General features: G+C 41.0%; 24 protein-coding genes. 3 read left to right on the forward strand and 21 right to left on the reverse strand.

All coding sequences use genetic code 11. The features are described 5' to 3' along the window. Window positions 1-118: 118 nt before the first annotated feature. Window positions 119-1168: an ABC transporter permease gene (locus M1R56_RS04195; protein ID WP_248034718.1), complete on the reverse strand. Its 1050-nt coding sequence runs from the start codon at window positions 1166-1168 to the stop codon at window positions 119-121. Next, a complete protein-coding gene (locus M1R56_RS04200; RefSeq protein WP_248034719.1) occupies window positions 1165-1896 on the reverse strand; it encodes an ABC transporter ATP-binding protein in 732 nt (243 codons plus the stop codon). Before M1R56_RS04200 ends, M1R56_RS04195 begins: the two co-directional genes overlap by 4 nt. A 67-nt stretch (window positions 1897-1963) precedes the next feature. Here M1R56_RS04200 and M1R56_RS04205 point away from each other — a divergent pair, with 67 nt between their 5' ends. The 3 genes from M1R56_RS04205 (at window position 1964) to M1R56_RS04215 (ending at window position 3410) form a co-directional block, all read left to right on the forward strand. Then, window positions 1964-2374 carry an HIT family protein gene (locus M1R56_RS04205; RefSeq protein ID WP_001278295.1) on the forward strand — a complete coding sequence of 137 codons (411 nt, stop codon included), beginning with the start codon at window positions 1964-1966 and terminating at the stop codon, window positions 2372-2374. Window positions 2375-2383: 9 nt separating this feature from the next. Next, window positions 2384-2671 (forward strand): hypothetical protein, encoded by a 288-nt coding sequence (locus tag M1R56_RS04210; RefSeq protein ID WP_223338703.1) that lies wholly within the window; start codon window positions 2384-2386, stop codon window positions 2669-2671. A gap of 85 nt (window positions 2672-2756) precedes the next feature. After that, the gene (locus M1R56_RS04215; protein WP_248034720.1) at window positions 2757-3410 is read left to right on the forward strand and encodes a hypothetical protein; all 654 of its coding nucleotides are present in this window, start codon (window positions 2757-2759) and stop codon (window positions 3408-3410) included. A gap of 86 nt (window positions 3411-3496) precedes the next feature. Here the strand turns inward: M1R56_RS04215 and dnaJ are convergent, their stop codons facing one another. The 19 genes from dnaJ to M1R56_RS04310 all read right to left on the reverse strand — a co-directional run bounded on the left by dnaJ (window position 3497) and on the right by M1R56_RS04310 (window position 23447). Beyond that, window positions 3497-4633, reverse strand: a complete 1137-nt coding sequence (dnaJ, locus tag M1R56_RS04220; RefSeq protein ID WP_248034721.1) for a molecular chaperone DnaJ — start codon at window positions 4631-4633, stop codon at window positions 3497-3499. Between the two features lie 199 nt (window positions 4634-4832). Then, on the reverse strand, window positions 4833-5465 hold the full coding sequence (locus tag M1R56_RS04225) for a DJ-1/PfpI family protein (protein WP_248034722.1): 633 nt from the start codon (window positions 5463-5465) through the stop codon (window positions 4833-4835). Between the two features lie 189 nt (window positions 5466-5654). Next, on the reverse strand, window positions 5655-7478 hold the full coding sequence (gene dnaK, locus M1R56_RS04230; RefSeq protein WP_000034667.1) for a molecular chaperone DnaK: 1824 nt from the start codon (window positions 7476-7478) through the stop codon (window positions 5655-5657). Between the two features lie 293 nt (window positions 7479-7771). After that, window positions 7772-8287: a nucleotide exchange factor GrpE gene (gene grpE / locus M1R56_RS04235; RefSeq protein ID WP_045763635.1), complete on the reverse strand. Its 516-nt coding sequence runs from the start codon at window positions 8285-8287 to the stop codon at window positions 7772-7774. A 132-nt stretch (window positions 8288-8419) separates the two neighbouring features. Continuing rightward, window positions 8420-9454: a heat-inducible transcriptional repressor HrcA gene (hrcA, locus tag M1R56_RS04240; protein WP_248034723.1), complete on the reverse strand. Its 1035-nt coding sequence runs from the start codon at window positions 9452-9454 to the stop codon at window positions 8420-8422. A gap of 167 nt (window positions 9455-9621) precedes the next feature. Then, window positions 9622-10128 (reverse strand): DUF2812 domain-containing protein, encoded by a 507-nt coding sequence (locus tag M1R56_RS04245; RefSeq protein ID WP_248034724.1) that lies wholly within the window; start codon window positions 10126-10128, stop codon window positions 9622-9624. A gap of 34 nt (window positions 10129-10162) precedes the next feature. Then, entirely contained in the window at window positions 10163-10738 is a 576-nt protein-coding gene (locus M1R56_RS04250; protein WP_248034725.1) for a DUF2812 domain-containing protein, read from the reverse strand. Beyond that, window positions 10738-11058, reverse strand: coding sequence for a PadR family transcriptional regulator (locus M1R56_RS04255; RefSeq protein ID WP_049508281.1), 321 nt, complete (start codon window positions 11056-11058; stop codon window positions 10738-10740). Before M1R56_RS04255 ends, M1R56_RS04250 begins: the two co-directional genes overlap by 1 nt. Before the next feature lie 119 nt (window positions 11059-11177). Continuing rightward, window positions 11178-12524: a type I glutamate--ammonia ligase gene (gene glnA / locus M1R56_RS04260; RefSeq protein WP_248034726.1), complete on the reverse strand. Its 1347-nt coding sequence runs from the start codon at window positions 12522-12524 to the stop codon at window positions 11178-11180. Window positions 12525-12559: 35 nt separating this feature from the next. Beyond that, on the reverse strand, window positions 12560-12916 hold the full coding sequence (glnR, locus tag M1R56_RS04265) for a transcriptional repressor GlnR (protein ID WP_000659543.1): 357 nt from the start codon (window positions 12914-12916) through the stop codon (window positions 12560-12562). A gap of 75 nt (window positions 12917-12991) precedes the next feature. Further along, entirely contained in the window at window positions 12992-13519 is a 528-nt protein-coding gene (locus tag M1R56_RS04270) for an aromatic acid exporter family protein (protein ID WP_075231555.1), read from the reverse strand. A 129-nt stretch (window positions 13520-13648) separates the two neighbouring features. Continuing rightward, window positions 13649-14629: a phospho-N-acetylmuramoyl-pentapeptide-transferase gene (gene mraY, locus M1R56_RS04275; RefSeq protein ID WP_248034727.1), complete on the reverse strand. Its 981-nt coding sequence runs from the start codon at window positions 14627-14629 to the stop codon at window positions 13649-13651. Between the two features lies 1 nt (window position 14630). Continuing rightward, entirely contained in the window at window positions 14631-16886 is a 2256-nt protein-coding gene (gene pbp2X / locus M1R56_RS04280; protein WP_248034728.1) for a penicillin-binding protein PBP2X, read from the reverse strand. A gap of 3 nt (window positions 16887-16889) precedes the next feature. Beyond that, on the reverse strand, window positions 16890-17207 hold the full coding sequence (ftsL, locus tag M1R56_RS04285) for a cell division protein FtsL (RefSeq protein ID WP_075231548.1): 318 nt from the start codon (window positions 17205-17207) through the stop codon (window positions 16890-16892). A gap of 9 nt (window positions 17208-17216) precedes the next feature. Next, window positions 17217-18167, reverse strand: a complete 951-nt coding sequence (gene rsmH / locus M1R56_RS04290) for a 16S rRNA (cytosine(1402)-N(4))-methyltransferase RsmH (protein WP_075231549.1) — start codon at window positions 18165-18167, stop codon at window positions 17217-17219. A gap of 71 nt (window positions 18168-18238) precedes the next feature. Next, window positions 18239-20062 carry an excinuclease ABC subunit UvrC gene (gene uvrC / locus M1R56_RS04295; RefSeq protein WP_248034729.1) on the reverse strand — a complete coding sequence of 608 codons (1824 nt, stop codon included), beginning with the start codon at window positions 20060-20062 and terminating at the stop codon, window positions 18239-18241. 70 nt (window positions 20063-20132) lie between these two features. After that, window positions 20133-20834, reverse strand: a complete 702-nt coding sequence (locus tag M1R56_RS04300; protein ID WP_248034730.1) for a M57 family metalloprotease — start codon at window positions 20832-20834, stop codon at window positions 20133-20135. Window positions 20835-20940: 106 nt separating this feature from the next. Next, window positions 20941-21720: an alpha/beta hydrolase family protein gene (locus M1R56_RS04305; protein WP_075231552.1), complete on the reverse strand. Its 780-nt coding sequence runs from the start codon at window positions 21718-21720 to the stop codon at window positions 20941-20943. Window positions 21721-21785: 65 nt separating this feature from the next. Next, the gene (locus M1R56_RS04310) at window positions 21786-23447 is read right to left on the reverse strand and encodes a ribonuclease J (protein WP_248034731.1); all 1662 of its coding nucleotides are present in this window, start codon (window positions 23445-23447) and stop codon (window positions 21786-21788) included. Between the last annotated feature and the right edge of the window lie 650 nt (window positions 23448-24097).

The following is a 24097-nucleotide window of genomic DNA, read 5'->3' on the forward strand; positions in this document are numbered from 1 at the left end:
ATGTTATACTCAATGAAAATCAAAGAGCAAACTAGGAAGCTAGCCGCAGGTTGCTCAAAGCACTGCTTTGAGGTTGCAGATGGATGCTGACCTAGTTTGAAGAGATTTTCGAAGAGTATTAGTCCTGCATCTGACGTTTCACCTGATAAGGGAGATACAAAATTTGTAAGACCAGTCCAGCTCCAAGGAGTGCTAGAAGGGCTAGTTTTTCTTGGAGGGTGATCAACCCAACTACCAGTTGAACCAATAAAACAAAACCAGTCAATCCTCGGACAACCGCCTGTAACCCTTTTTCCTTTTGCCCCTTGTCTAGCGGGAAAAGTTGAGTCAAATATTGGTAATCAAAGGCATGATAGAGGGCCAGCAACTGGAAGAGTAGGAGATAGTTAAATAAAACTACCACTGCTGTCGCTATCCAAGCTTGCTCGATAAAGATCAACGCCAGCAAAGATAGGAAGAGGAGACGAAGACTGAGGGCAAAAAGATCTCCATTTCGCAAATAAGAACGAAGATAGAGGTTCTGCCAGATCTTGCTCGGCACCTTCTGAACTGCTTTTAGGATAAAGTCTAGATAAGCTCGTCGCTTGACGCTGTTTGAAATTCCCTTAACTTGGGTAAAGAGGGCAAAGAAACGGAGTAAAAACTGCTTGCGTTTACTTTCTTGGGCAATCACATAGTCCCAGTCCAGATGATTTGCACTAAAAAACTTGCCAGCTTTTTTCTGAAAAAGGAAATATTTCCCGACTCCCAACAGAAGAACATAGATACCAAAAACTCCTAAGCCTAAGCCCATGGCTAAAAATAAAGGAGCAAAAAATAGCAAAAAGAGAGTCTGTACACTAACCCAAAAGATGAAGGAAACTAAACTTTGCTTCTGGATATGTTCCCTTACTTCTTCTTCAGCTACTAAGAGAAAGAGCTTATCAGGCGCTTCCACATAGGTTGCTATTCCTCCCCAAAGTAAGAGTAAAACAGAGACAATCCCAATTAAACCTAGGATTGGTAAATGATTCTCAGGAAAATGCTGGAGCAGTTGACTATACTGATAGGCTAGAAAACCTACTAAGACCAGTAAAAACAAGACAAAGTGGTCATTGAGCACATAGCGCAGATAACCGACACACTCTTTACGAAAAGCCTGCTTTCGCTTTAGAAACAAGTCTTTCATCTGTCCTCCTCTTTGGTCAATGCCAAATAGATATCATTGAGACTTGCTTCTGGCATGGCAAAAACTTGTCTCAACTCTTCAAGATCCCCTTTAGCCCTCACTTGTCCTTTGTGAAGAATGACAAAAGAGTCACACATTTTTTCAGCAGAGTCAAGAACGTGGGTACTCATGAGAATAGACTTGCCTTTTTTCTTTTCAAGATCCAAAAGCTGAATCAAATCCGAAATAGCCAAGGGATCAAGACCAAGGAAAGGTTCATCGACGATAAAGAGACTCGGATCCACGACAAAGGCACAGATAATCATGACCTTCTGCTTCATCCCTTTCGAAAAATGAACAGGAAACCAATCTAACTTCTGATTCAAACGGAACATCTTTAAAAGAGGTTCTACACGTTCAAAAGCTAGTTTTTGCTCAATACCATAGGCCATGGCAACCGTCTCGATATGTTCTCTGAGAGTCAATTCCTCGTACAAACTAGGAGTTTCAGGGATGTAACCAATCTGCTGACGATATTCACGAGGATTGGCACCTAAGGTTAGCCCGTCGATGTTTATTTCTCCACTATAAGGTGTCAAAAGTCCAATAATTTCATTGATAGTCGTTGATTTTCCAGCACCATTGAGACCGATCAAACCGACCAACTGTCCACTCTCGACTGTAAAGGACACATCTTTCAAGACAGGAACATGAACATAGCCCCCAGTCAGGTTTTTAATTTCTAACATATTTTCTCCAAATCTGGTATAATGTAGCTATATTATATCAAAATTCAATACAGTAGAGGTAGATTTTATGTCAGATTGCATTTTTTGTAAAATTATCGCAGGAGAGATTCCCGCATCAAAGGTTTACGAAGATGATCAAGTTCTTGCCTTCCTTGATATCTCACAAGTAACACCTGGTCACACCTTGGTCGTACCAAAAGAACACTATCGCAACCTTTTAGAAATGGACGCTACAAGTGCCAGCCAACTGTTCGCCCAAGTACCAAAGATTGCTCAAAAAGTCATGAAAGCTACCAAAGCTGAAGGTATGAATATCATTGCCAACTGCGAAGAAGTTGCTGGACAAACCGTTTTCCATACCCATGTCCACCTTGTCCCTCGCTATAGTGCAGATGACGACCTAAAGATTGACTTTATCGCACATGAACCAGACTTCGACAAACTTGCCCAAGTCGCTGAAACGATCAAAAATGCTTAAGGAGTCACTATGAAACTATCAAACTTACTACTTTTTGCAGGTTCTGCAGTCGGTTCATACCTCCTCGTTAAGAACCGCCAAGCTATCACTGAAGAGGTTCTAGATACAACTGATCGTGTTGAAGCCATTAAGGATGACTTGGATATCATCCAAGATAGCCTGCAAATTATCGACCAACAAAAAGAACTCATCAAGGAATATCAAAAAGATTTGACCTATAAGTTTAAAGTCTTTGAAAAAGACCTTCAAGCAAGACTTACTGTGATAAAAGAATTACAAGAAACTGAAGAAAACTAAGGAAAAGAAAATCTCCAATTTTCCTTATTTCCCCTTTAAATCCATTTGGGTTAGCAAATCCTAACAGACCAGGGAGGGCATGAAAATGAAACAGTTTTTTAAAGTTTTGACGCGGGTCATCCTGATTATTTGTGGTGGCCTCTGCCTTCTTGTAGCGTTAGCATTTCTAATATTGGCCAATCTGTTCAAGGCCTCACCGAGTGACATCCGAGAAGGAAATGAAGCCTTAAAACAAATTTTTATCTCCCTTGACCTGCCTCCTGAAAAAGTAGAATCAAATGGAAGCTATCAATTCGAGGGTGGGGGCTTAGATTTTTATGTGACTTTCTCAGATGATGTCGTCAATAGCCACCCAGTCCTAAAAGAAAGCCCAAACCTCACTAAAAACCGACTCAAAGTCTATGTCTTAAACACAGGAGATATTTCCTACCATTCAGTAGAAGACAACTTATTCAATCATGGTTTATTCCAATTTTTAGAGGAGGAAAGCAGGAAGTATTTCCAAGAAATCGGAAAGAAATCAAATCCTTCTTACTTTATTCTCTCTTGGAGGGATCCAGAAAGCATGAAAAAGGGAATCGCATTCTATGAAAAAGCGTTGACCTTGGTGGATATCCAGGACAATTCGGCGATTAAGCGCATTGATACCATCACCATTAAAACTGGTAAGGAAGCGGAATTCAAGCAACTCATCCAGGAAATGGATGAGGCTGGCTTACTCACTCAAAAATATCAATAACAGACCAGTCTGTGAATGATTTCTCCCATGCTAAAATTCTAAAGATTGCACGAAAAAGAGCCCTCGGGCTCTTTTTACTTTATGCTTTATTCTCCTTCAAAGGCATCCTTAATATGGTCAAAGAAGCCTTTTTTCTTTGGATTGACTTTCAAATCACCTGCAGCTGCGAATTCTTTCAAGGCTGCTTTTTGTCGTTCGTTCAAGCCTGTTGGTGTTACGACATTAACAGTCACGTATTGGTCACCTACTGCACCACCACGAAGGCTCGGCGCTCCCTTGCCACGTAGGCGGAATTTTTTACCAGTCTGAGTTCCTTCTGGAATGACTAATTCTACATCACCATGAACTGTAGGGATATCTACTGTATCACCAAGTGCTGCTTGAACAAAATTGAGGTTCAAATTGTAGAAGATAGTAGTTCCTTCACGTTCAAATTTATCACTTGCTTCCACCGAAACTACTACATACAAGTCACCATAAGGACCACCATTAAAGCCGGCTTCACCTTGACCAGCTAGGCGGATTTGTTGACCTGTTTCCACACCAGCAGGGATTTTTACGTGTACGCTATGGGCTTGTTTTTCATGACCAGTTCCATGACAGGTTGTACATGGATCTTTGATTTCTTGACCACGGCCATGACAGACATCACAGGTTACTTGGCGACGCATCATACCAAGAGGTGTTTGGGTATCAACATTGATAACACCTGAACCATGACAGCGTCCACAAGTAACTGGACTTGTTCCAGGTTTAGCACCAGACCCATTACAAGTACGACAGCTTGCTTCACGATTGTATTTGACTTCCTTTTCTGTACCAAAAATAGCTTCTTCAAAAGTCAAATGAACGCGATACTGGAGGTCGTCACCTTGACGAGGGGCATTTGGATTACGTGATGCACCGCCACCACCAAAGAAGCTTGAGAAGATGTCCTCAAAACCACCGAAGCCACCTGCTCCGTTGAAACCGCCGAAACCACCAGCACCACCAAAGCCACCGTTGGCTCCAGCCGCACCATATTGGTCATAGGCCGCACGTTTTTGGTCGTCACTCAAAGTCTCATAGGCTTCCTGAACTTCCTTGTATTTTTCCTCAGCACCAGGCTCCTTGTTGATATCTGGGTGGTATTTTTTCGAAAGCTTACGATAAGCCTTTTTGATCTCGTCTGCCGAAGCGTTTTTTGACACCCCCAGACGATCATAAAATTCAGTATTGTTCATACAAGATACCAAGACCGTAAAATTCGACTGAAAAATAGGAAATCTGACGCTGGAGCGATTCTCCTAGACAGATTTCTATTTTTTCCGAGAATTTAGGTCGGGTTCAATTCCTTTCTTTCATATTGAGTAAGAAACTTTAGAACTCGGGTTCAATTCCCCGAACACTCTTTGTTCCTTTCTATAATTTATAAGTAAATCTTTAGAGGATGTTTTCTATACTTCGCTTCACTTGATCAAACTCTTCATCTGATAGAGTAAATATCAAATCCTCTTCTGAATATTCGTTCTGTTCTTTAAAATAGTTGTCAGTATTTTCTGTCAACCCTAGACTAAGAATTACTTTTCTTGCAAACTCTTGGTGCGCAAAGCCTATAGCCGTAATGATTTGTTTATCTTGCACAAGCACTTTAGGTTGGAAATTCTCACGTGGAAGAAATTCAAAATAGTCAAAGAAGTTTTGCCAAATTCCACCTGTAAATTTCGTGTCCTTCAACAAGCCTGCTTTCGCCAATAAAAGAGGCGCTGAAGAAATGGCGGCAATGAGGATATCTTGCTCACCAAGGTTCCTCAAGAACGAAATCAATTTCTCATCCTGTAGGGCAGGTCCTATGTTTACCATTCCTGGCAAAATCACACAAGAATACTCTTCTATACGGATCTGATCTAGTGTTTTGGTCGGTTGACAGGGCAAACCATCCTCAGAGACCACCATCGAATGATCTGAAGCGACATAATCAATCGTGATGTCAAAAGACAGAACTAAAGTACTTGTTAAAGAGGATATCTCATAAAGAGAAAAATTAGGATAAATGATACAAAGTACTTTTTTCATACGCAACATCCTCTATTTTATCGAAAAACAGAGGCTGGGTTGCAACCTCTGGATTTCTTCCTATCATTACGACGTTCTAAAACAAAGTCGATTATACTTTGTTTTAGAACTAGTAAGGCGTTTAGGCAAGTCGCCATAGCGATTGCCGTAGAATGACAATCACTTTAGTGATTAGTCATTCTTAACGAGTTATTTTTCAGTAAACTCTCCGTCTACGACGTCATCGCCTGCGTTTCCTGTTGCTTGTGCACCTTCTGCCCCTGCTTGAGCTTGTTGGGCTGCTGCAGCTTGTTCGTAGAGTTTAACCGCAAGTCCTTGAGCTTTTTCGTTCAATGCTTCAAGTTTTGCTTTCATTTCGTCCAAGTTGTTGTCTTCTTGAGCTTTCTTAAGATCATCAAGGGCAGCTTGTGCAGCATCACGTTCTGCATCGAAGCCTTTGCCTTCAGTTTCTTTGATTGTCTTTTCAGTCGCAAAGATAGCTTGGTCTACTTCGTTACGAAGGTCTACTTCTTCTTTACGTTTCTTATCTGCTTCAGCGTTAGCTTCTGCATCTTTCATCATGCGGTCGATTTCTTCGTCTGTCAAACCTGAGTTAGATTGGATAACAATTGTTTGTTCTTTTTGAGTTCCAAGGTCTTTGGCCTTAACAGATACGATACCGTTCTTATCGATGTCAAATGTAACTTCGATTTGTGGGATACCACGAGGTGCAGCAGGGATATCTGTCAATTGGAAACGTCCAAGAGTCTTGTTATCTGCTGCCATTGGGCGTTCACCTTGAAGAACGTGGATATCAACGGCTGGTTGGTTGTCTGCTGCAGTTGAGAAGACTTGTGATTTAGATGTTGGAATAGTTGTGTTGCGGTCGATGAGTTTTGTGAAGACTCCACCCATTGTTTCGATACCAAGTGACAATGGTGTTACGTCAAGAAGGACAACGTCTTTGACATCACCAGTAATCACACCACCTTGGATAGCAGCACCCATGGCAACAACTTCGTCAGGGTTTACTGATTTGTTTGGTTCTTTACCAGTTTCAGCTTTAACAGCTTCTACAACGGCTGGGATACGAGTTGAACCACCAACAAGGATAACTTCGTCGATTTCTGACAAGCTCAAACCTGCATCTGAAAGGGCTTGACGAACTGGAACTTTTGTACGTTCAACAAGGTCACGAGTCAAATCGTCAAATTTCGCACGAGTCAAAGTCATTTCCAAGTGAAGAGGTCCAGCTTCACCAGCAGTGATGAATGGCAAGCTGATTTGAGTTGAAGTTACACCAGAAAGGTCTTTCTTAGCTTTTTCAGCCGCATCTTTCAAACGTTGCATTGCCATCTTGTCAGTAGACAAGTCGATACCGTTTTCTTTCTTGAATTCTGCTACCAAGTGGTCGATGATTTTTTGGTCAAAGTCGTCACCACCGAGTTTGTTGTCCCCTGCAGTTGACAATACGTCGAAGACACCGTCACCCAATTCAAGGATAGACACGTCAAATGTACCACCACCAAGATCGAATACCAAGATTTTTTCTTCTTTGTCAGTCTTGTCCAAACCGTAAGCAAGCGCTGCTGCAGTTGGTTCGTTGACAATACGTTCTACTTCAAGACCAGCGATTTTACCAGCGTCTTTTGTTGCTTGACGTTGAGCGTCGTTGAAGTAAGCTGGAACTGTGATAACTGCTTTAGTTACTTTTTCACCAAGGTAGTCTTCAGCATAACCTTTCAAGTATTGAAGAATCATAGCTGAGATTTCTTGTGGAGTGTATTCTTTTCCGTTAGCAGAAACTTTTTCAGAAGTTCCCATCTTAGATTTGATAGAGATGACTGTATCTGGGTTTGTGACTGCTTGACGTTTCGCAGCATCACCAACAATGATTTCTCCGTTTTTGAATGATACTACAGATGGAGTTGTACGGTTCCCTTCTGGGTTTGCGATGATTTTGCTTTCAGTTCCTTCAAGAACTGCTACTGCTGAGTTTGTTGTACCTAAGTCAATACCGATAATTTTAGACATATGTTTTTCTCCTTAAATTTATCTTCTTTTTTCTTTTTGATATTTTCCCTTAAGTGGTGGGGACGTGAGCAACTCCCTTCGGGATTTCATCACTTATTTTTGAGCCTACTGTCTCAAAAATCCCCTGTTTCAGTAGCACAAGCTACTGAAACTTTCACCACGGCGGGAAATATCTTCCTTGCAAGCTTCTGGCTTGCGTTTTATCTTTCTTTCATAGTTTAGTGTCATTTCGGACAAGTTTTCTTTTATGTTACGACACGAGGAGTCGGAACCACAGATTTCTGACTTATTGCCTAGTTATAAACCACTACCATAGCCGGTCTTAGGATGCGGTCATGGAGTTTGTAGCCTTTTTGGAAGACTTGTGCGATGGTATCTGCTGGATGTTCGTCATCTGCTGGAACTGTTTGAATGGCCATATGGTAGTTATGGTCAAATTCACCATCTGCTGGGATTTCTTCAATTCCTTCTTCTTTCAGAGCATGTACCAAACTTTCTTGGACCATTTCCAAGCCCTTCTTCACATCATCTGTCAACCCTTCAACAGCAAGGGCACGTTCGAGGTTATCCAGTGATGGCAAGATTGCTTTTGCCAAATCTTGGCTGCGATAGCGTTGCAAGAGTTGGCGTTCTTCGTTGGCACGGCGCTGAATGTTTTGCATCTCTGCATGAGCACGAAGGTATTTGTTTTCAAATTCTTCGGCACGTTCATTTGCCAAGTCCAATTCAGACTTCTCAGGAGTTGTTTCTTCAGCTGTTTCCACAACTTCCTCTTCTTTTACTTCTTCATTTTTAATATCTTGGGCCATTTTCGCCTCCTTTAATGATTTCAATCCTATACTCAATAAAAATCAAAGAGCAAACTAGGAAACTAGCCGCAGGCTGTACTTGAGTACGGCAAGGCGACGTTGACGTGGTTTGAATTTGATTTTTGAAGAGTATTAATTCACTTCATAGTGATTGCTGCTGAGATAGCGGTAAAAATCCGTCAACTTCATAGTCAAAACTCGATTGACAACATTAAGTTGATTAACCAATTGTTGATAATCCAGATTAACCGGACCTATAATCGCAAGAATTCCAAATCCACGATAGGGAATCAGGAACTTACTACTAATCACTGCTAGGTCAGCAAGACAAGATTCTTGGCTATCCGCAACTCGGACACTCTGCATCTGGTCGCCAATCAGATTCTCTCGAATTTCCAATGCTACTTTTTGTGGATGATCAAAGAATTGATATGCCGCTAAATTAGCGAAATTCAAAAGATTGACTTTGCCAGAAACCACGATGTTTTCATTGAACATTTCTTTGAAGATATGTTCGACAAGGTCCATGACGTTATCCGTTGTTGTAAAGTAACGTTGGATAATTTGCGGAATCTCTGTCCGAATCTTGTAGTGAATCTCCAAAACAGTCTGATCCAGGAAACGCTCTTGAATCATGGTCTTTAGGCGATTTAGATCCTCCTGCAAGAAATTTCTCGGAATCAAAAACTGACTGGTAACTGTTCTAGACTCATCAAGCGTAAAAACAGCAAGAGCTGTATGTTGCCCGAGGACAACAATATCAAAAGCTGTTAGCTTCTGCCTACTTGGTTCTACATCCAGCGCTACAACCGTACAACCACTCAAGTCTGACAAAATTTTCGTTGCCTCTTGAAGAATATCCTCAAGCTTGAAGAATTCTTGATCAAAGGCTTTTACAATCTCATAAACTTGATTTTCAGCTAAACGGTCAAAGGATAGGGAGTGTTTGACATAGTATTGAAAACCAGCCACACTCGGCATCCGACCACTGGAAGTATGTGCCTTTTCAAGCAAACCTTGCTTTTCTAGAGCTGCCATATCATTTCGAATAGTAGCACTACTAGAGTTGATAGACTCTTGCAAGGCCTTAGATCCAACAGGTTCGTGCGTTTTGGTAAAGATGTCAATAATCAGATTTAAAATATTCTGCTGACGTTCTGTAACCATCTCGCTACTCCTCTCTGATAGATCTTTTTTAGCACTCGGCGCATCTAAGTGCTAACTTATGATTCTATTATACACCCTTAAAAGAGAATGTCAAGACAAAAACTCAAAAAATTAGCACTCTTTTATCAAGAGTGCTAAAAATCAGTCTGAGGACCTAGAAACTATTGTCAATCAAGCAGATATTTCCGTCTAAGTCTGTAAAAACTATAGATTAGATAAGTAATCATGAGAGCATATAGGGCAAAAATAATGAAGAAAGACCGAGAGAGACTTTCGCGAAACAGGCTCATACAAACAACTAGACCGCCAGAGATAGAAACTGTAGCTGTACGAAATCCAGATTTCACACCAGCCCATCGAAGACGATTGTCCATGAAAGATTGATCATTTAAATCTACATCACAAGTTGCCTTTCGAAAAACAGTATAAGAACAATTTTCCACAAATTCCCATCTTCTATCCTTAATACTTTGTAAATCTACCTCATTTTTTCTAAGATAGCTAGTATTCCATACACAGTAAACCACATCATCTGGTTGGCATTGTTCAAAATAGAAAAATCCAAAACGATTCGATTTAAATTTCCAACCTTTCAAATACATCTCATGCAAATAATCTTCTACCTTATCCAAATCAAATATGGTAAACATTCGAAATTGTACTTTGCTATTCATTGTCTGACCTCCAAATTAGAAAACATGCTTGATTTTATTTATCGGATAATTCTTTCCATTTTTGAAACAATCTCCAACAAATATAAGAAATCTGAATCGCATAAACTATTAATAAAGTACATTGTATACTAGCAATCAAAAACATTCCCCAACTGAAAGAAATACCCCCACTGACAAACTTTGGGAAAACCGGTAGTAGAGCTAAAAAGAGAAGCAAAATAGGAAGCATCCGCATTATTAAAATCCGTTTGATCATAGCTAACTTCCCTGTAGCGTCATTATAGATTTCAAACTCAGTATCAGATTCAATTTCAGAATGTGCTTTTCTAAAATAGGAAAAACCATTAAAGTCTGTTATATGCTCCCACCCACAATCTTTAAATAGTTGTAAATAGGAAGCTCTATCTGACTTTTTCATAGGATAAAAGTCCAACTGATAAACCACCTGGTCCGGTTGGCACTTTTCAAAAGTATACTTAACCGCAACTACTAAGTTGGAGTAGCTTACTTCCTTAAGTTTCCAGCCCTGAGCATGCATTTCTCCGAGATAGAGAGCCTCTCTATCATAATCCGCAATGGTACAAATCCTATAAACAACTTTCTTTTCCATCAAAGCTCCTCCCGACTGTTTCTGTAGAGCCGTTCAATACGTTTCAACTCAATCTCTAAAACTTTTCGGCCCAAGTCTGTTATCTGATAGATTTTTCGTTTTTCCTCTTCTCGGACAAAGGAGATCAAACCGTCTTTTTCCATCTTTGACAGGGTTCCATACATGGTCCCAGGACTAATTGAAACCTGTGAATCTGTCATCTCTTTGACCTTTTGTGTAATACCATAACCATGGTTCTCCTTTTGCAGACAGAATAGAATATAAAAACCCGTTTCAGTCATGGGAAGGTAGACACGCCTAATCTTATCTGTTAATTCCATTTAACCAGACCTCCTATTTAGTTCGATATATCGCACTTCGTTATACAAAATATATCACACCTCGATACAAAATGCAAGAAAAAAAGATCGTCCTCACGGACAATCTTTCTGATTTATCATTAGTAAAGATCTAGGTAGTTATCAATTTCCCATTGTGAAACAAAGGTAGCGTAGCTTGCCCACTCGATACGTTTGGCTTCAAGGAAGCTAGTATAGATGTGCTCACCTAGGGCTGCTTTAACCACTTCGTCTTCTGTCAAAGCTTTCAAAGCATTGTGAAGAGTTGATGGAAGGTCTGTGATGCCAGCCTCTTTACGCTCTTCAGCAGTCATAATGTAGATGTTTTCTTCGATTGGTGCTGGTGCTTCGATTTTGTTTTCGATACCGTTCAAACCAACTTCTAAAAGAACAGCCATAGCAATATAAGGGTTTGCCATTGGATCCACGGAGCGCAACTCCAAACGTGTTCCCATTCCGCGTGATGCTGGTACGCGGACAAGCGGTGAACGATTGCGACCTGCCCAAGCAATATAAACAGGCGCTTCATAACCTGGAACCAAACGTTTGTATGAGTTAACCGTTGGGTTCATGATGGCAGTATAATTGTAGGCATGCTTAATCAAACCACCAAGGAAATGGTAGGCCGTTTCTGACAACTGCATTCCTTTTGGATCATTTGGATCAAAGAAGGCGTTATTTCCTTCTGCATCAAACAAGGACATATTACAGTGCATACCTGATCCAGCAATACCAAATTTTGGTTTGGCCATAAAGGTTGCGTAAAGCCCGTGTTTGCGAGCAATGGTCTTAACAACAAGTTTAAAGATTTGAATCTTATCACAAGCACGGAGAACTTCATCGTACTTGAAGTCAATCTCGTGTTGTCCAACCGCAACCTCGTGGTGACTCGCTTCTACTTCAAATCCCATTTTGGTCAAGACGTTAACAATCTCACGACGAGTGTTGTCAGCAAGGTCTGTAGGCGCCAAATCAAAGTAACCACCCTTGTCATTTACCTCAAGAGTTGGGTCTCCATTTTCATCAAGCTTAAATAGGAAGAATTCTGGCTCTGGTCCAAGGTTGAAAGATTTGAATCCAACTTCTTGCATGTGACGAAGAGCACGTTTGAGGTTACCACGAGGGTCTCCCGCAAATGGTTCCCCTTCTGTTGTATAGACATCACAAATCAATCCTGCGACACTACCATTCTCATCTCCCCAAGGAAAGACTGTCCAAGTGTCCAGGTCAGGGTATAGGTACATATCTGATTCGTTGATACGAACAAACCCTTCAATAGAAGATCCATCAAACATAGCCTTGTTTGACAAGACCTTGTCTAGTTGTTCATCTGTAGCAGGAATTTCGACGTTTTTCATAGTTCCCAAAATATCTGAAAACATGAGACGGATAAAGGTTACATTTTTTTCCTTAACTTCACGACGAATATCTGCAGCTGTGATTGGCATGGTTTTTCTCCTTATATATGACGACTTGCGGTTGCCTAACCGCGACCAAAAGGTGATTGTTGAGAAGCAAAGCGACTTTGTTGGAGAACTTCATTCCGAAGGGCTCTTCGTACTTCAGTTTGACTCACTGGCTTTTTAGACTTCGCCTCACGTTCAGCATATTTTTTCTTGATGGCAGCAATGTTAAGACCTTCAGAGATATAATCTTTAATCTCAAGCAATCGATCCATGTCATTCAAAGAATACATACGGCGATTGCCTTCGTTTCGATCAGGCTTAATCAATTCCTGATCTTCATAATAACGAATCTGGCGAGCCGAAAGATCGGTCAGTTTCATAACACTGCCAATAGGGAAAACTGCCATATTGCGACGAAATTCTTTTTCCTTCATGTACACTTCCTTCTTTCTGTCTATTATAGTCTAAAAAAATTCAATCGTCAATCAATAATGTTATATCTTATAACATTATTTTTCTTTTTTCTCTAAAATACTTCGTAAACGATCAATATCGTAATTTACAAGAATTGCCACAAAAACACCCATAAATGTTTCAAAAACTCGGGCAAACACGTACAAAACAGTCTCACCATTTGGAATTGATAAGGTAATAATCAACATAGCCGCAACTCCACCGATAACACCTGCTTTATTGTTCATAGCAACATTTGTCATAATGGTTAACATGGTGCAAATTGGAACAACAAGGAGGGTTACCCAGAAGGAGCCGTGAAAAAGATTATTTAAGAGAAAGAAAATCAGGGCATAAAAACCACCGATACTATTTCCGAGAATACGAGAAGTACCAAAATGAACACTCTTGTCAAAGTCTTCTCTTAAACTAAAAACTGCAGTCAAGGCTCCAATCTGAAGTCCTTTCCAACCAAAAAAACCAAAAATCATGAGAACTAAAAAAACAGCGATCCCTGTCTTGAAAGTTCGCATCCCTAACTTAAACTTGGATTTGTCAAATCTATACTTTTTAAAATAACTCATCATTTCAACTTTCTATTTCCATTTTACCATAAATTTACCTATTTTTGAGAAGGGGATGCAATAAACTGATGGAAATAAAAAAGAGAAGGAACTTAATCCTTCTCTATCTGATGATTCCACACTCTCTTTTTAGAACAAATACATGAAAACTAAAGTCAAGAGACTAGCGAGCAAGCCCACTCCCCAGAAGAAGAAGTCGACCTTCCACTCACTCCAAGCTTGGCCTTTCCCAGAAAAGCCCCCCAACTCAAAATGGTGGTGAACTGGTGTCATACGGAAGATACGTTTTCCTCCAGTCAACTTAAAGTAGGTGACTTGCATCATAACAGATGTTGTTTCAAAGACATACACTAGACCAATCAATAGAAGAGTCCACTCTTGGTGAAGAGCCATTGAGATAGCAGCCAACATTCCTCCAAGAGCTAGGCTACCTACATCTCCCATGAAAACTTTAGCAGGCTTGTGGTTAAAGACAAAGAAGCCAAGAAGACCACCAATCATAGCTACAATCACTAGTAAGATATCGAGCTGATTTTGCACATAGGCAATCACTCCGTAGGCAGATAGGCTAATCACCACCGAAATACTTGCCAAGCCATCGATTCCATCAGTCAGGTTAACTGCATTTGAAAAACCGACTAACCAAAAGAGGGCAAAGAAAATATACAGAACACCTAATTGCAAGGGATAACCAAATACATTTAAGATATCTCCACCTCTTTCATAGAAGAAATAGAAGATAACTCCTCCGACCAACTGAAGCAAGAGCTTCTGTTTAGGATTAAGTCCTTCATTGATTTTGCGGAAAACCTTGAGGAAATCGTCCAAGAAACCGACCAAACCATATAAGACTAGGATAAAGAGGATCATTCCGACATTATTGGTTAATTGATTAGTCACGAGAGCAAGGACCAGACTAACTAAAACTCCTGCTAGGAGAAAGACAAGTCCTCCCATTGTTGGGGTCCCGGCTTTTGCTTGGTGTTGTTTGACATCCTCATGCATCTGTTGACCGGTAATCTGTGCTTTATGGTAAAAACGGATAAAGGCTGGAATTCCTATGACTGTTAGAATAAAGGCAATCACTCCAGCAAAGATAGAAATAAGCATTCTAATCTCCTAATGTTATTTTTATTTTCTGTAAATCTTTTAAAGCTGTATTAGCACGAACACTTTGCTTTTTAACAGTTTCTCCTGTGCCTTCAAACTCAACTTGGATATTCAGCCATTTGGCAAAGGTTTCAACATTTTTCTTAGACCAGCCATATAAGTCAGGCATCTCTTCTACCTTATCTGAAAGGAGTAAGATTTGCTGATTGGCGTCTAGATTGGTTCCTTCTGCTACAGTGCTTTCCTTGATTTTTGTCCCTGAACCGATAACAATCGGTTGGACAAGGTTACGACGTAGCTCCTCCGCCAAATCTCCAGGACTATAATCCTTCATTTCTGGCATTGCATAACCAGTTGTAGTTGTCACTTGGTCCAAATTCTTGGCTGTAGATTGAAGATTGAGCGTTTCTTTCATGGCCGAAGCTCTCTCCAAGATAGGGTTTGCGAATTCTCCTAACGGAATCCCAGAATAATGTTCCGGTTGTTGAACTGTCACATAGAGGATAAAATCTGGATTTTCTGCGGGATGCATAGAGACAACTGAGAAGATATAGTTTGTTTCTCCTCGGAGGTATCCTCCATTTTTCTCATCTGCAATCTGAGCGGTCCCTGATTTCAAGGCTACATTATAGCCAGGAACATTGACTGTTCCCTTACCTGTACTGTGGTTGTACATCGTACCATAGGTAGGATCCGTACCAACCATAACCATGTGATCTCGAGTCAAGCTAGCTGCTTCTTTAGAGACCGGATTTCCCACGACTTCTTTTTGTGATTTACGAACCGTTTGATCATTTGGATCATAGAGCGCACTGATAAACTTAGGCTCCAACATAATCCCATCATTAGCTATCGCAGTAAAGGCACGAAGCATCTGAGTTTGTGTAACGGAAATACCTTGACCGAAGGAACTCATGGCAATATTGACAATGTTATCCTCAGGGAGTTGTCCAGCGTATTCATCAGTCATACCAAAACGAGTTGGAACTCCAAATTTGAAACGGTTGAGGTAGTCTAACCAAGTAGCATCTCCCATTTTTTGTTCTAAAAGGGTCATTCCAACATTACTGGAGTGAGCGAAACCTTGTAAGAAAGTCATCATCCCACCAGTAGTCAAACCATCATTAACATCCCAATCTCGAATCGTCACATCCGCTATTTTTAATTCACTGCTATTGAAGTATTCTCCACTTGGGAAGGTATTATTATCAATAGAAGAAGCTAACGTCATAACCTTCATGGCTGATCCTGGTTCATAGTTACTTTGATAAAGAATATCACGCCAAACAAAGTCCTCAGTGATTCCTTCTTTAGTATCTGCATTAAAGGTAGGTCGTTGGGTGGTAGCGAGGATTTCACCGGTCTTTGCACTGACCAAGGTCGCGGTCATGTACTTACCTTTTACTTTTTCTAGAAAGGCATCCATCTGAGTTTCCATGAAAGATTGTAGCGGACTAGACAATGTTGTATAAACATCCTTACCATTCACAGTCTTCTGTGATATCTGTTCCGTACCTGGGACGATATTTCCTAAACGATCTTTTTCATAGGTAATAATCCCATCTGTCCCTGCTAACAAGCTATTCAAGGAGCTTTCAATACCAGATGTTCCAATAAGGCTCTTCGAACCATCTTCATTTTCATGGAGCTGGGCTAGACCAATGAAGGATGAAGCAAATTTCCCATTTGGATAACTTCGATTGGGGCTTGTAGTAAAATCCACTCCCTCAATCTTGGCAACTTCTAGATCCTTTTTTATGGACATCATATTTGCGTAGGTAATCCCATTTCCTTTAGTACCAAAGGAAACCTGTTTGAGATTGGGTTGAGAGAGTTGATCTTTGACGTAGGTCTCCTCCATATCCAAATACTTATGGAAAATTTCGGCTACCTTATTGTACTGAGATTCCTCAACATATAGAATATCTCCATTCGCAGACTTATAATCCTTATCAATGACCGCATAAACATTGTAGGAGGTTGCATCTTCTGCAATCGGAGTTCCATTACGATCATAAATGGTTCCCCTCTTAGCAGGGACTGTTCGAGTTGTTTGATGAACCTTATAAGCTTCTTTGACCAGGTCAACACCAAACTTCTTTCCCGTACCAATAATCACCGCAAAGTTAACCAAAAAAACAGCAAAGAGAATGACAGCCAAGAGACTAAGGCTTTTTCCAACTCGTCTGCGGTTTTCTAGAGGAGTTCTGCGATTCTTAATGGCAAAGTGTACTATTTTTTCTTTCCATGTTTTCATATATTACTCCGCCGATCGGATATTTCCATTGTTTAATTGCAAGTCTTGCGAATCCGCGACACCCGCCAGACGTTCTGAGCGAATCAATTCATTGACTTCTTGCTTAGCGTCGTCCAGCTCCGTCTTTTTCTCCTCAATCTGTCTGTTGACAGTTGTCAAATCACTTTGAACTTGTAGGAGCTTGGTTTGCATATAGACCACACTGATGGCTAAGACAAGGGCTGTAATGGCAATCGAAAGGTAAAAGGCCTTCTCAACACGTGAAAATCTCTTGATACGAGCTTGCAGTAATTGGCTCGTTGTTTCTCTTTTTTCTACCATTTTATCCCCTTACTTATGAATTTTTCGAGCTACTCGTAACTTGGCTGAGTGGGAACGATTATTGGCCTCCAACTCCTCCTTGCTTGGTAGAATCGGTTTGCGAGAGACTAATTCCATCTTGGGCTTAAGATCATCTGGGATGAAAGGCAAGCCTTTTGGCACTTCCACTGTTGAAGCTTCCTTGAACAATTGCTTGGTCAAGCGATCTTCCAGTGAATGAAAGGTAATGACTGAGATTCTTCCGTCCACTGCTAGTAATTCCATAGCTTGTTGGATGGACTCATCTGCAGCTCCTAATTCATCATTAACCTCAATACGGATGGCTTGGAAAATCTGCTTGGCCGGATGACCTTTTTTCTTGAGTTCCTTGGCAGGCTTAGCAGACTTGATAATCTCGGCCAATTCTGTCGTGGTCTCAATCGGCTTCAGCTCACGCGCCTGTTCAATCTTCCGAGCGATCTGTTTGGAGAATTTGTCCTCGCCATACTTGAAGAAAATACGAACCAAGTCATGATAGTCATAGTGATTGACAACCTCATAAGCTGTCAAACTAGCCTCCTGGTTCATCCGCATGTCCAGTGGCGCATCTTTTTTATAAGAAAAACCTCGTTCACGCTGATCCAATTGCGGGCTCGAAACTCCCAAATCATAACAAATGCCATCAATTTCTTCTACACCTGCTTCCTGCAAACGTACCTGCAAATGACGGAAGTTGTCCTTGATGAAGGTAACCATTCCTTTTTCGATATAAGGCGCCAGACGTTTTTGGGCGTTGTCAATGGCATTCTGGTCCTGATCAAAGGCATAGAGATGCCCCTTTTCACTTAATTTACTTAATAAATACTCGCTATGGCCTGCTCCACCCAAGGTCGCATCAACGTAAATACCGTCAGGTTTTACATCAAGCATATCAATGGTTTCATGGAGCATGACCGTTACATGATGAAATTCTTTAGTCATATCTTATCTATTTTACCACAATTCTGACTAGCTTGCACTCGCTAAAGCAAAAACCTTTCCTTACTACTTTATCACTTGTATTCAGCAGGCGATTCTGCTACCTGAGCTAGTTCTACACGCTCTTGAGGATTCAAGTGTTGGCGAACAGCCTCTGCTACTGCTCTTGGTATACCAACTGCGACAATCTCATCCACGCTGGCTTCCTTGATTTTTGTCAGAGATTTGAAATATTTCATCAAATTCTGCTTGCGTTTTGGACCCAAGCCCTCAATTCCATCCAATTGAGAGGAGAAGGAATTTTTAGAGCGCAGTTGACGGTGGAAGGTGATGGCAAAGCGATGGACCTCATCCTGTATGCGTTGCAGGAGGAAAAATTCCTGAGAATTACGAGATAACTCCACCACCTCAAGCGGATCTCCAAAGAGCAATTCATGGGTCTGGTGCTTATCATTCTTTTGCAAACCTGCAATGGGAATATCTAACCCCAACTCTTCTTGAATAACCTGCTTAGCGATATTAACCTGACCTTGACCACCATCAATCACAATCAAATCTGGCGGAGTTAAAGCCTCACGTTGAACTCGACCATAGCGTCTGCGGATAACCTCTCGCATACTTGCATAGTCATCTGACCCTACAACTGTTTTTATCTTGTACTTGCGGTAATCCTTCTTGCTCGGTTTCCCATTGACAAAAACAACCATGGCAGAAACTGGACTAGTCCCCATGATATTGGAATTGTCAAAGGACTCGATACGGACTGGGGTTGGAATTTGTAGCAAGCGCCCCAGATTTTCAATAGCCCCTTGTGTCTTCTCAACTGATTTTTCTAGTAGGTTAAATTTTTGCTCCAAGCTTACACGCGCATTTTTGATAGCCAGATTGACCAGCTGTTTTTTCTCTCCACGCTGGGGCTTGAGAATCTTAGTATCCACCAAGGCTTTAACGGCTTCTTCATCGATATCCTTCGGAATCAGCACCTCATTAGGAACCAGGTGAGATTTTTCTTGATAAAACTGCCCAACATAAGTCAGGAAATCTTCATCTGGATCATTGTAGTAAGGAAAAAGGTTGACATCACGCTCAATGAGCTTACCTTGACGGACAAAGAAAACCTGAACGCACATCCAACCCTTATCTACATAATAGCCAAAGACATCGCGATTTTGGAGATCCTTGGCCATAACTCGTTGCTTGGTCCGAAGGGTTCCAATGGCCTGAATCAGATCTCGATATTCAGCTGCACGTTCAAATTCCATACTCTGAGCTGCCACATTCATCTTTTCCTTGAGGTCATCGATGATTTTATCATCCTGCCCCTTTAGAAAATCAGAGACTTCTTGAGCCATGGCTTTGAAATAAGCCTCGTCTTTCTTACAAATGGTGTGAGCCACGCACTGGCCGATATGGTAATAAAAACAGACCTTAGACGGTGGATTAGTACACTTACGAAAAGGAAAAATCCGATCCAGAAGTCGCTTGATTTCATTGGCCGCCCCCACATCAGGATAGGGACCAAAATAAAGACCACCGTCTTTCTTGACCTGACGAGTGATAATCAGGCGAGGATAGCGCTCATTGGTAATTTTGATGAAAGGATAGGACTTATCGTCCTTGAGCATAATATTGTACTTGGGCTTGTTTTCCTTAATCAGGTTGATTTCCAGAAGGAGAGCCTCAATATTAGACTCCGTGACAATAAACTCAAAATCTACAATTTCAGACACCAAGGCTTCTGTTTTGGTATCATGGCTCCCACGGAAATATGATCGCACACGATTGCGCAGATTTTTAGCCTTCCCAACATAGATGATTGTGCCGTTTTTGTCCTTGTGAATGTAACAACCAGGGCTGGTCGGCAAGAGCTCCAGTTTTGATTTAATCAAGTTATTCATAGTTCCATTATAGCAAAAAGCTCCCCTCATTGCTTACATCAGGGAGCTCTATTTTTCGTTTGAAAATCACCTATTCTCCAGACTCATATAGTTCTTGAACTGCTTGAACATCTTGAGCCTGAATACCATAATAAGAACCTGCTGGCTGCATGACTGACACTTCATTAGTATGTTCCAAGCCAATGGCATGTCCTAACTCATGCTCTGCTGTATGCAAGATACGATCATAGGTATAGCCATAGCTTGGATTAGATAGATAATAATGATTCAAACGAACTGTTACCGAAGTAAATTGTTTAGTAAGGAGATTTGTCTGACTCTCCGCCTCACCGGCAACAGATGTGGAACCATCATTCATTTCAGTCGCAAAAATAGTTGCTTGGTCAGGTTCTGTCACAACTACAAAATTAAAAGCACCGGTCTGATTCCAATTGGTAATAGCCTCAGCGTAGGCCTTTTGGAAGGTTGCATCCATTTGGGGATCGATATAAATTGTCGCCTGCGCTTGGGGCCATTTTACTCCTGAATCTTGATGATGATCAGTCTGAGACAAGCCTTGCAACTTACCAGTTTCTTGCCATTGATGCCAACCTGCTTGACCAACTTGAACAAGTTGCCCCGCTTGATTGAAGATACCAGATAAATCTCCCGTCACATACCAGAGAATCCCTAAAGCAATGAGAATTAAGACTACAAGAGTCCACACAAGGCGCCAGAACATGCGCCAAATCCCTAGTAACAATCGACATAGAACACGAATAATCCAGAACATGATTTCCCGCCTTTCTAAAAAAATAAGAACCCATCTTTAAGCCATGGATTCCCATTCTAAAGATAGATTCCTTATTTTACTTGAGTAAGCTGAAAGAAAACTAAAACTAAGACAAGCGTTCTTCCAAAACAAAATCAATTGGCAAGGTAGCCAAAAACCGTTCCAATTGTTTTTCCCAATAATACCACTCATGGGTCCCTGCACTGTGGCTATAGGTCACATCAAAACCAAGTTTCTTGAGATTCTTCACTGCTAGATTATTGGCAGCATACAAGAAATCTTGTTCACCACACCAAGCCCAGAGTTTGGTCTTCTTGTCTGATTTGTTAGCAAGAGTTTCAAGTGAGTAAGGACTAGTTTCCCAGTTATCAAGCTTACCAAAAACACCTCGCCAGTAAGCAAGCGACCCAAGATTTTGACTTTCTGGAGAAAACTCTTCGAAACTGAGAGCACCAGAAAGACTAGCTGCATGTGAGAAACGGTTAGTTGATAGGGCCAATTTGAAGGAACCGTAGCCTCCCATTGATAGACCAGCGATAAAAGTCTTTTCACGCTTGCTAGACATATTAGGGAAGAAGCGTTTGAGCACTTTAGGCAGTTCTTCTGCTAGAGCTGTATAGTAGTTATAGCCATACTGAGTATCTGTGTACCAGCCATTACTTGTATTTGGCATGACAACAATCAGATTAGTCCCTCGCACCAAGCGCTCTACATTGGTCCGTTTGAGCCAGCTATTATGATTTCCTGACATCCCATGTAAGAGATAGAGGACAGGAATATCCGTAGAATCTGGCTCCTCAACCCGAGACGCATCTGGGTAGAGAACATTCACTCCCCACTCCATATCTAAAACTTCTGAGTAATACTCAATCTTCATTACTGCCATAACTTGCTCCTTATTCGTTTAAGATAAGAAAAAGCCGAAACTCGACTTTCTCTTGCTATTTGATCCTATTTTGCTTCCATGACTACTGGTAAGATAGCTGGGCGACGCTTGGTTTGGTCAAAGAGGAACTTGGCCAAATGATCACGTACCTTACCTTTGAGTTCTGCCCAATCAAACTCTTCACCTTGTAGATAGTCTTCTACTGTTTGATTGACTAACTCTGTACTTTCGCGCAAGATATCACGGCTCTTCTTGAGATAGACAAATCCACGCGTGTGCACTCGAGCTTTAGCGATAATTTTTTTCTCACGACGGTTAACAGTGATAGCCACGATGAAAATCCCATCTTCTGACAAGACCTTACGGTCACGAAGGACGACATTCCCAACATCTCCGATGGCATTCCCATCAATCAAGACATCGCCTGCTGTAACTGCACCAGATGGGACAAAATCTCCATGCTCATAAGACATGGTTGTTCCCTTTTTAGGGATAAAAATACGTTCTGGCAACATACCAACTGCCATAGCAGCCTTGGCATGGGCATCCAACTCACGGTATTCTCCTTGGATTGGGAAGAGATATTTAGGTTGCAAGAGATTGATCATCAATTGCAAATCACGCGCATTCCCATGTCCTGACACACGCAAGCTATGAGTAATTGGCTTGACAATTCCACCTGCTTGGTAGACCATATTTTCCACGCGTGCCATCACTGCTTCCTTGGCGATCGATGGTGTTGTAACGATATAAACTAGGTCACCTTCTTTGATTTCAACATAACGGTGACGACCGATAGACATCTTGCGTAGGCCGTTAATTGGTTCCCCCATACGTCCAGTTTCAAGGATAATTAATTCGTGATCTTCAAAACGAGACATATCTTTTGGTTTAATCAAAAGATTTTCACTTGCTAGAGACAATTTTTTCAAGCGAATCGCTGTACGGACGATATTTTCAATGTCAAATCCTGTCAAGACAACACGACGCCCTGTCTCCGCAGCTGCATCAAAAACTTGCTGGATACGAGAAAGGTTACTTGCAACTGCAGCAACGATGATACGTCCATCCCAATCAGAGATAGTTTGCGTGATTTCTACACCAACTTCATTTTCACTAGCTACTTGGATATTGCTATCTGCATTTGCTGAGTCACTAAGCAAAGCCAAGACCCCTTCGCGACCAATCTCTGCCAAACGCCCAAAGTCAGTGGCGTAAGATTCACTAGCCGTTTGGTCAAACTTGAAATCCCCTGTATAGACGATGTTTCCTTCAGATGTTTTCAAGACCACACCCAAACTTTCTGGAATAGAGTGGGTTGTACGGAAGAAGGATACTACCGTTCCGCCAAAATCAATCTCTGTATTTTCGTCAATGACATGGAAATCATCAAATTTCTTGACACTGTCATTTCCTTTAACAAAAAGCTTGGCAAGTTCAATGGTCAGCTCTGAGCCAAATACAGGAACCTTAGCTTCTGCCAAGAGATAAGGGAGGGCGCCAATCGCATCCGCATGCCCGTGTGTTAAGAAAACCCCAGCAATACGGTCGCTATTTTCAAACAAATAGTCCATATTTGGAATAACGACATCGACACCCAACTGTTCATTTTCAGGATATTTCAAACCTGCATCTAATACAAAAATCGAGTCGTTAATTTCTGCGATGTACATGTTCTTACCATTTTCACGTACACCCCCAAGTGTTGTTAATTTAATAGTATTCATTTTTCCTCCGAATAGTCACTTCAACTTGTTTGTAGAGCTTTAAAAGCTCTCTTTTTCTGAAAGTCCAATTCACTTTCAGCCGAATCTTTTCCATTCATTATACCATTTTTTTACTAATTTTCAAAATGAATCTTACAGATAATCGTACTTCAACTATCTCTTTCCTATCATTCTTACAGATACTGGAGGAGAGTTTGCTGGTAAAAAACAGGAATGACCTGCACCCTAAATGTTAGATTTTTCTTGGCTGCTGGTCAGCATTATATGACTTTAATAATGAATGAGCACTTATACCCTTTCTACTTCAGCAAATCAAAAACAAGTGAACGGCATGTTAGCAGAGGCTTTCAAAATTGACCAATCCGAGTATACTACCTCTCATAGCTACCAAGGACGGGAATAACACCATGATTTTTATCATCAATTTTTTAATAACAAGTATTTTTATAAATCAAAAGGACACGATGATTCCCTTCTTTAGTGCTTGGAAATGGGATCTCGTTCTAAGGCTATGAAAAAATGTTTAAGCCTCTGAACTGAGTGTGACATGAGATTGTAAACAATATTGATTATTATAGTGGATTAAAATAAGATATGAACAAAGAAATTAGGAAAGTCAAATAAATTTCTATAAATGTTTTAGAATCCGT

Source organism: Streptococcus sp. oral taxon 431, from assembly GCF_023115445.1.
Lineage (GTDB): Bacteria > Bacillota > Bacilli > Lactobacillales > Streptococcaceae > Streptococcus.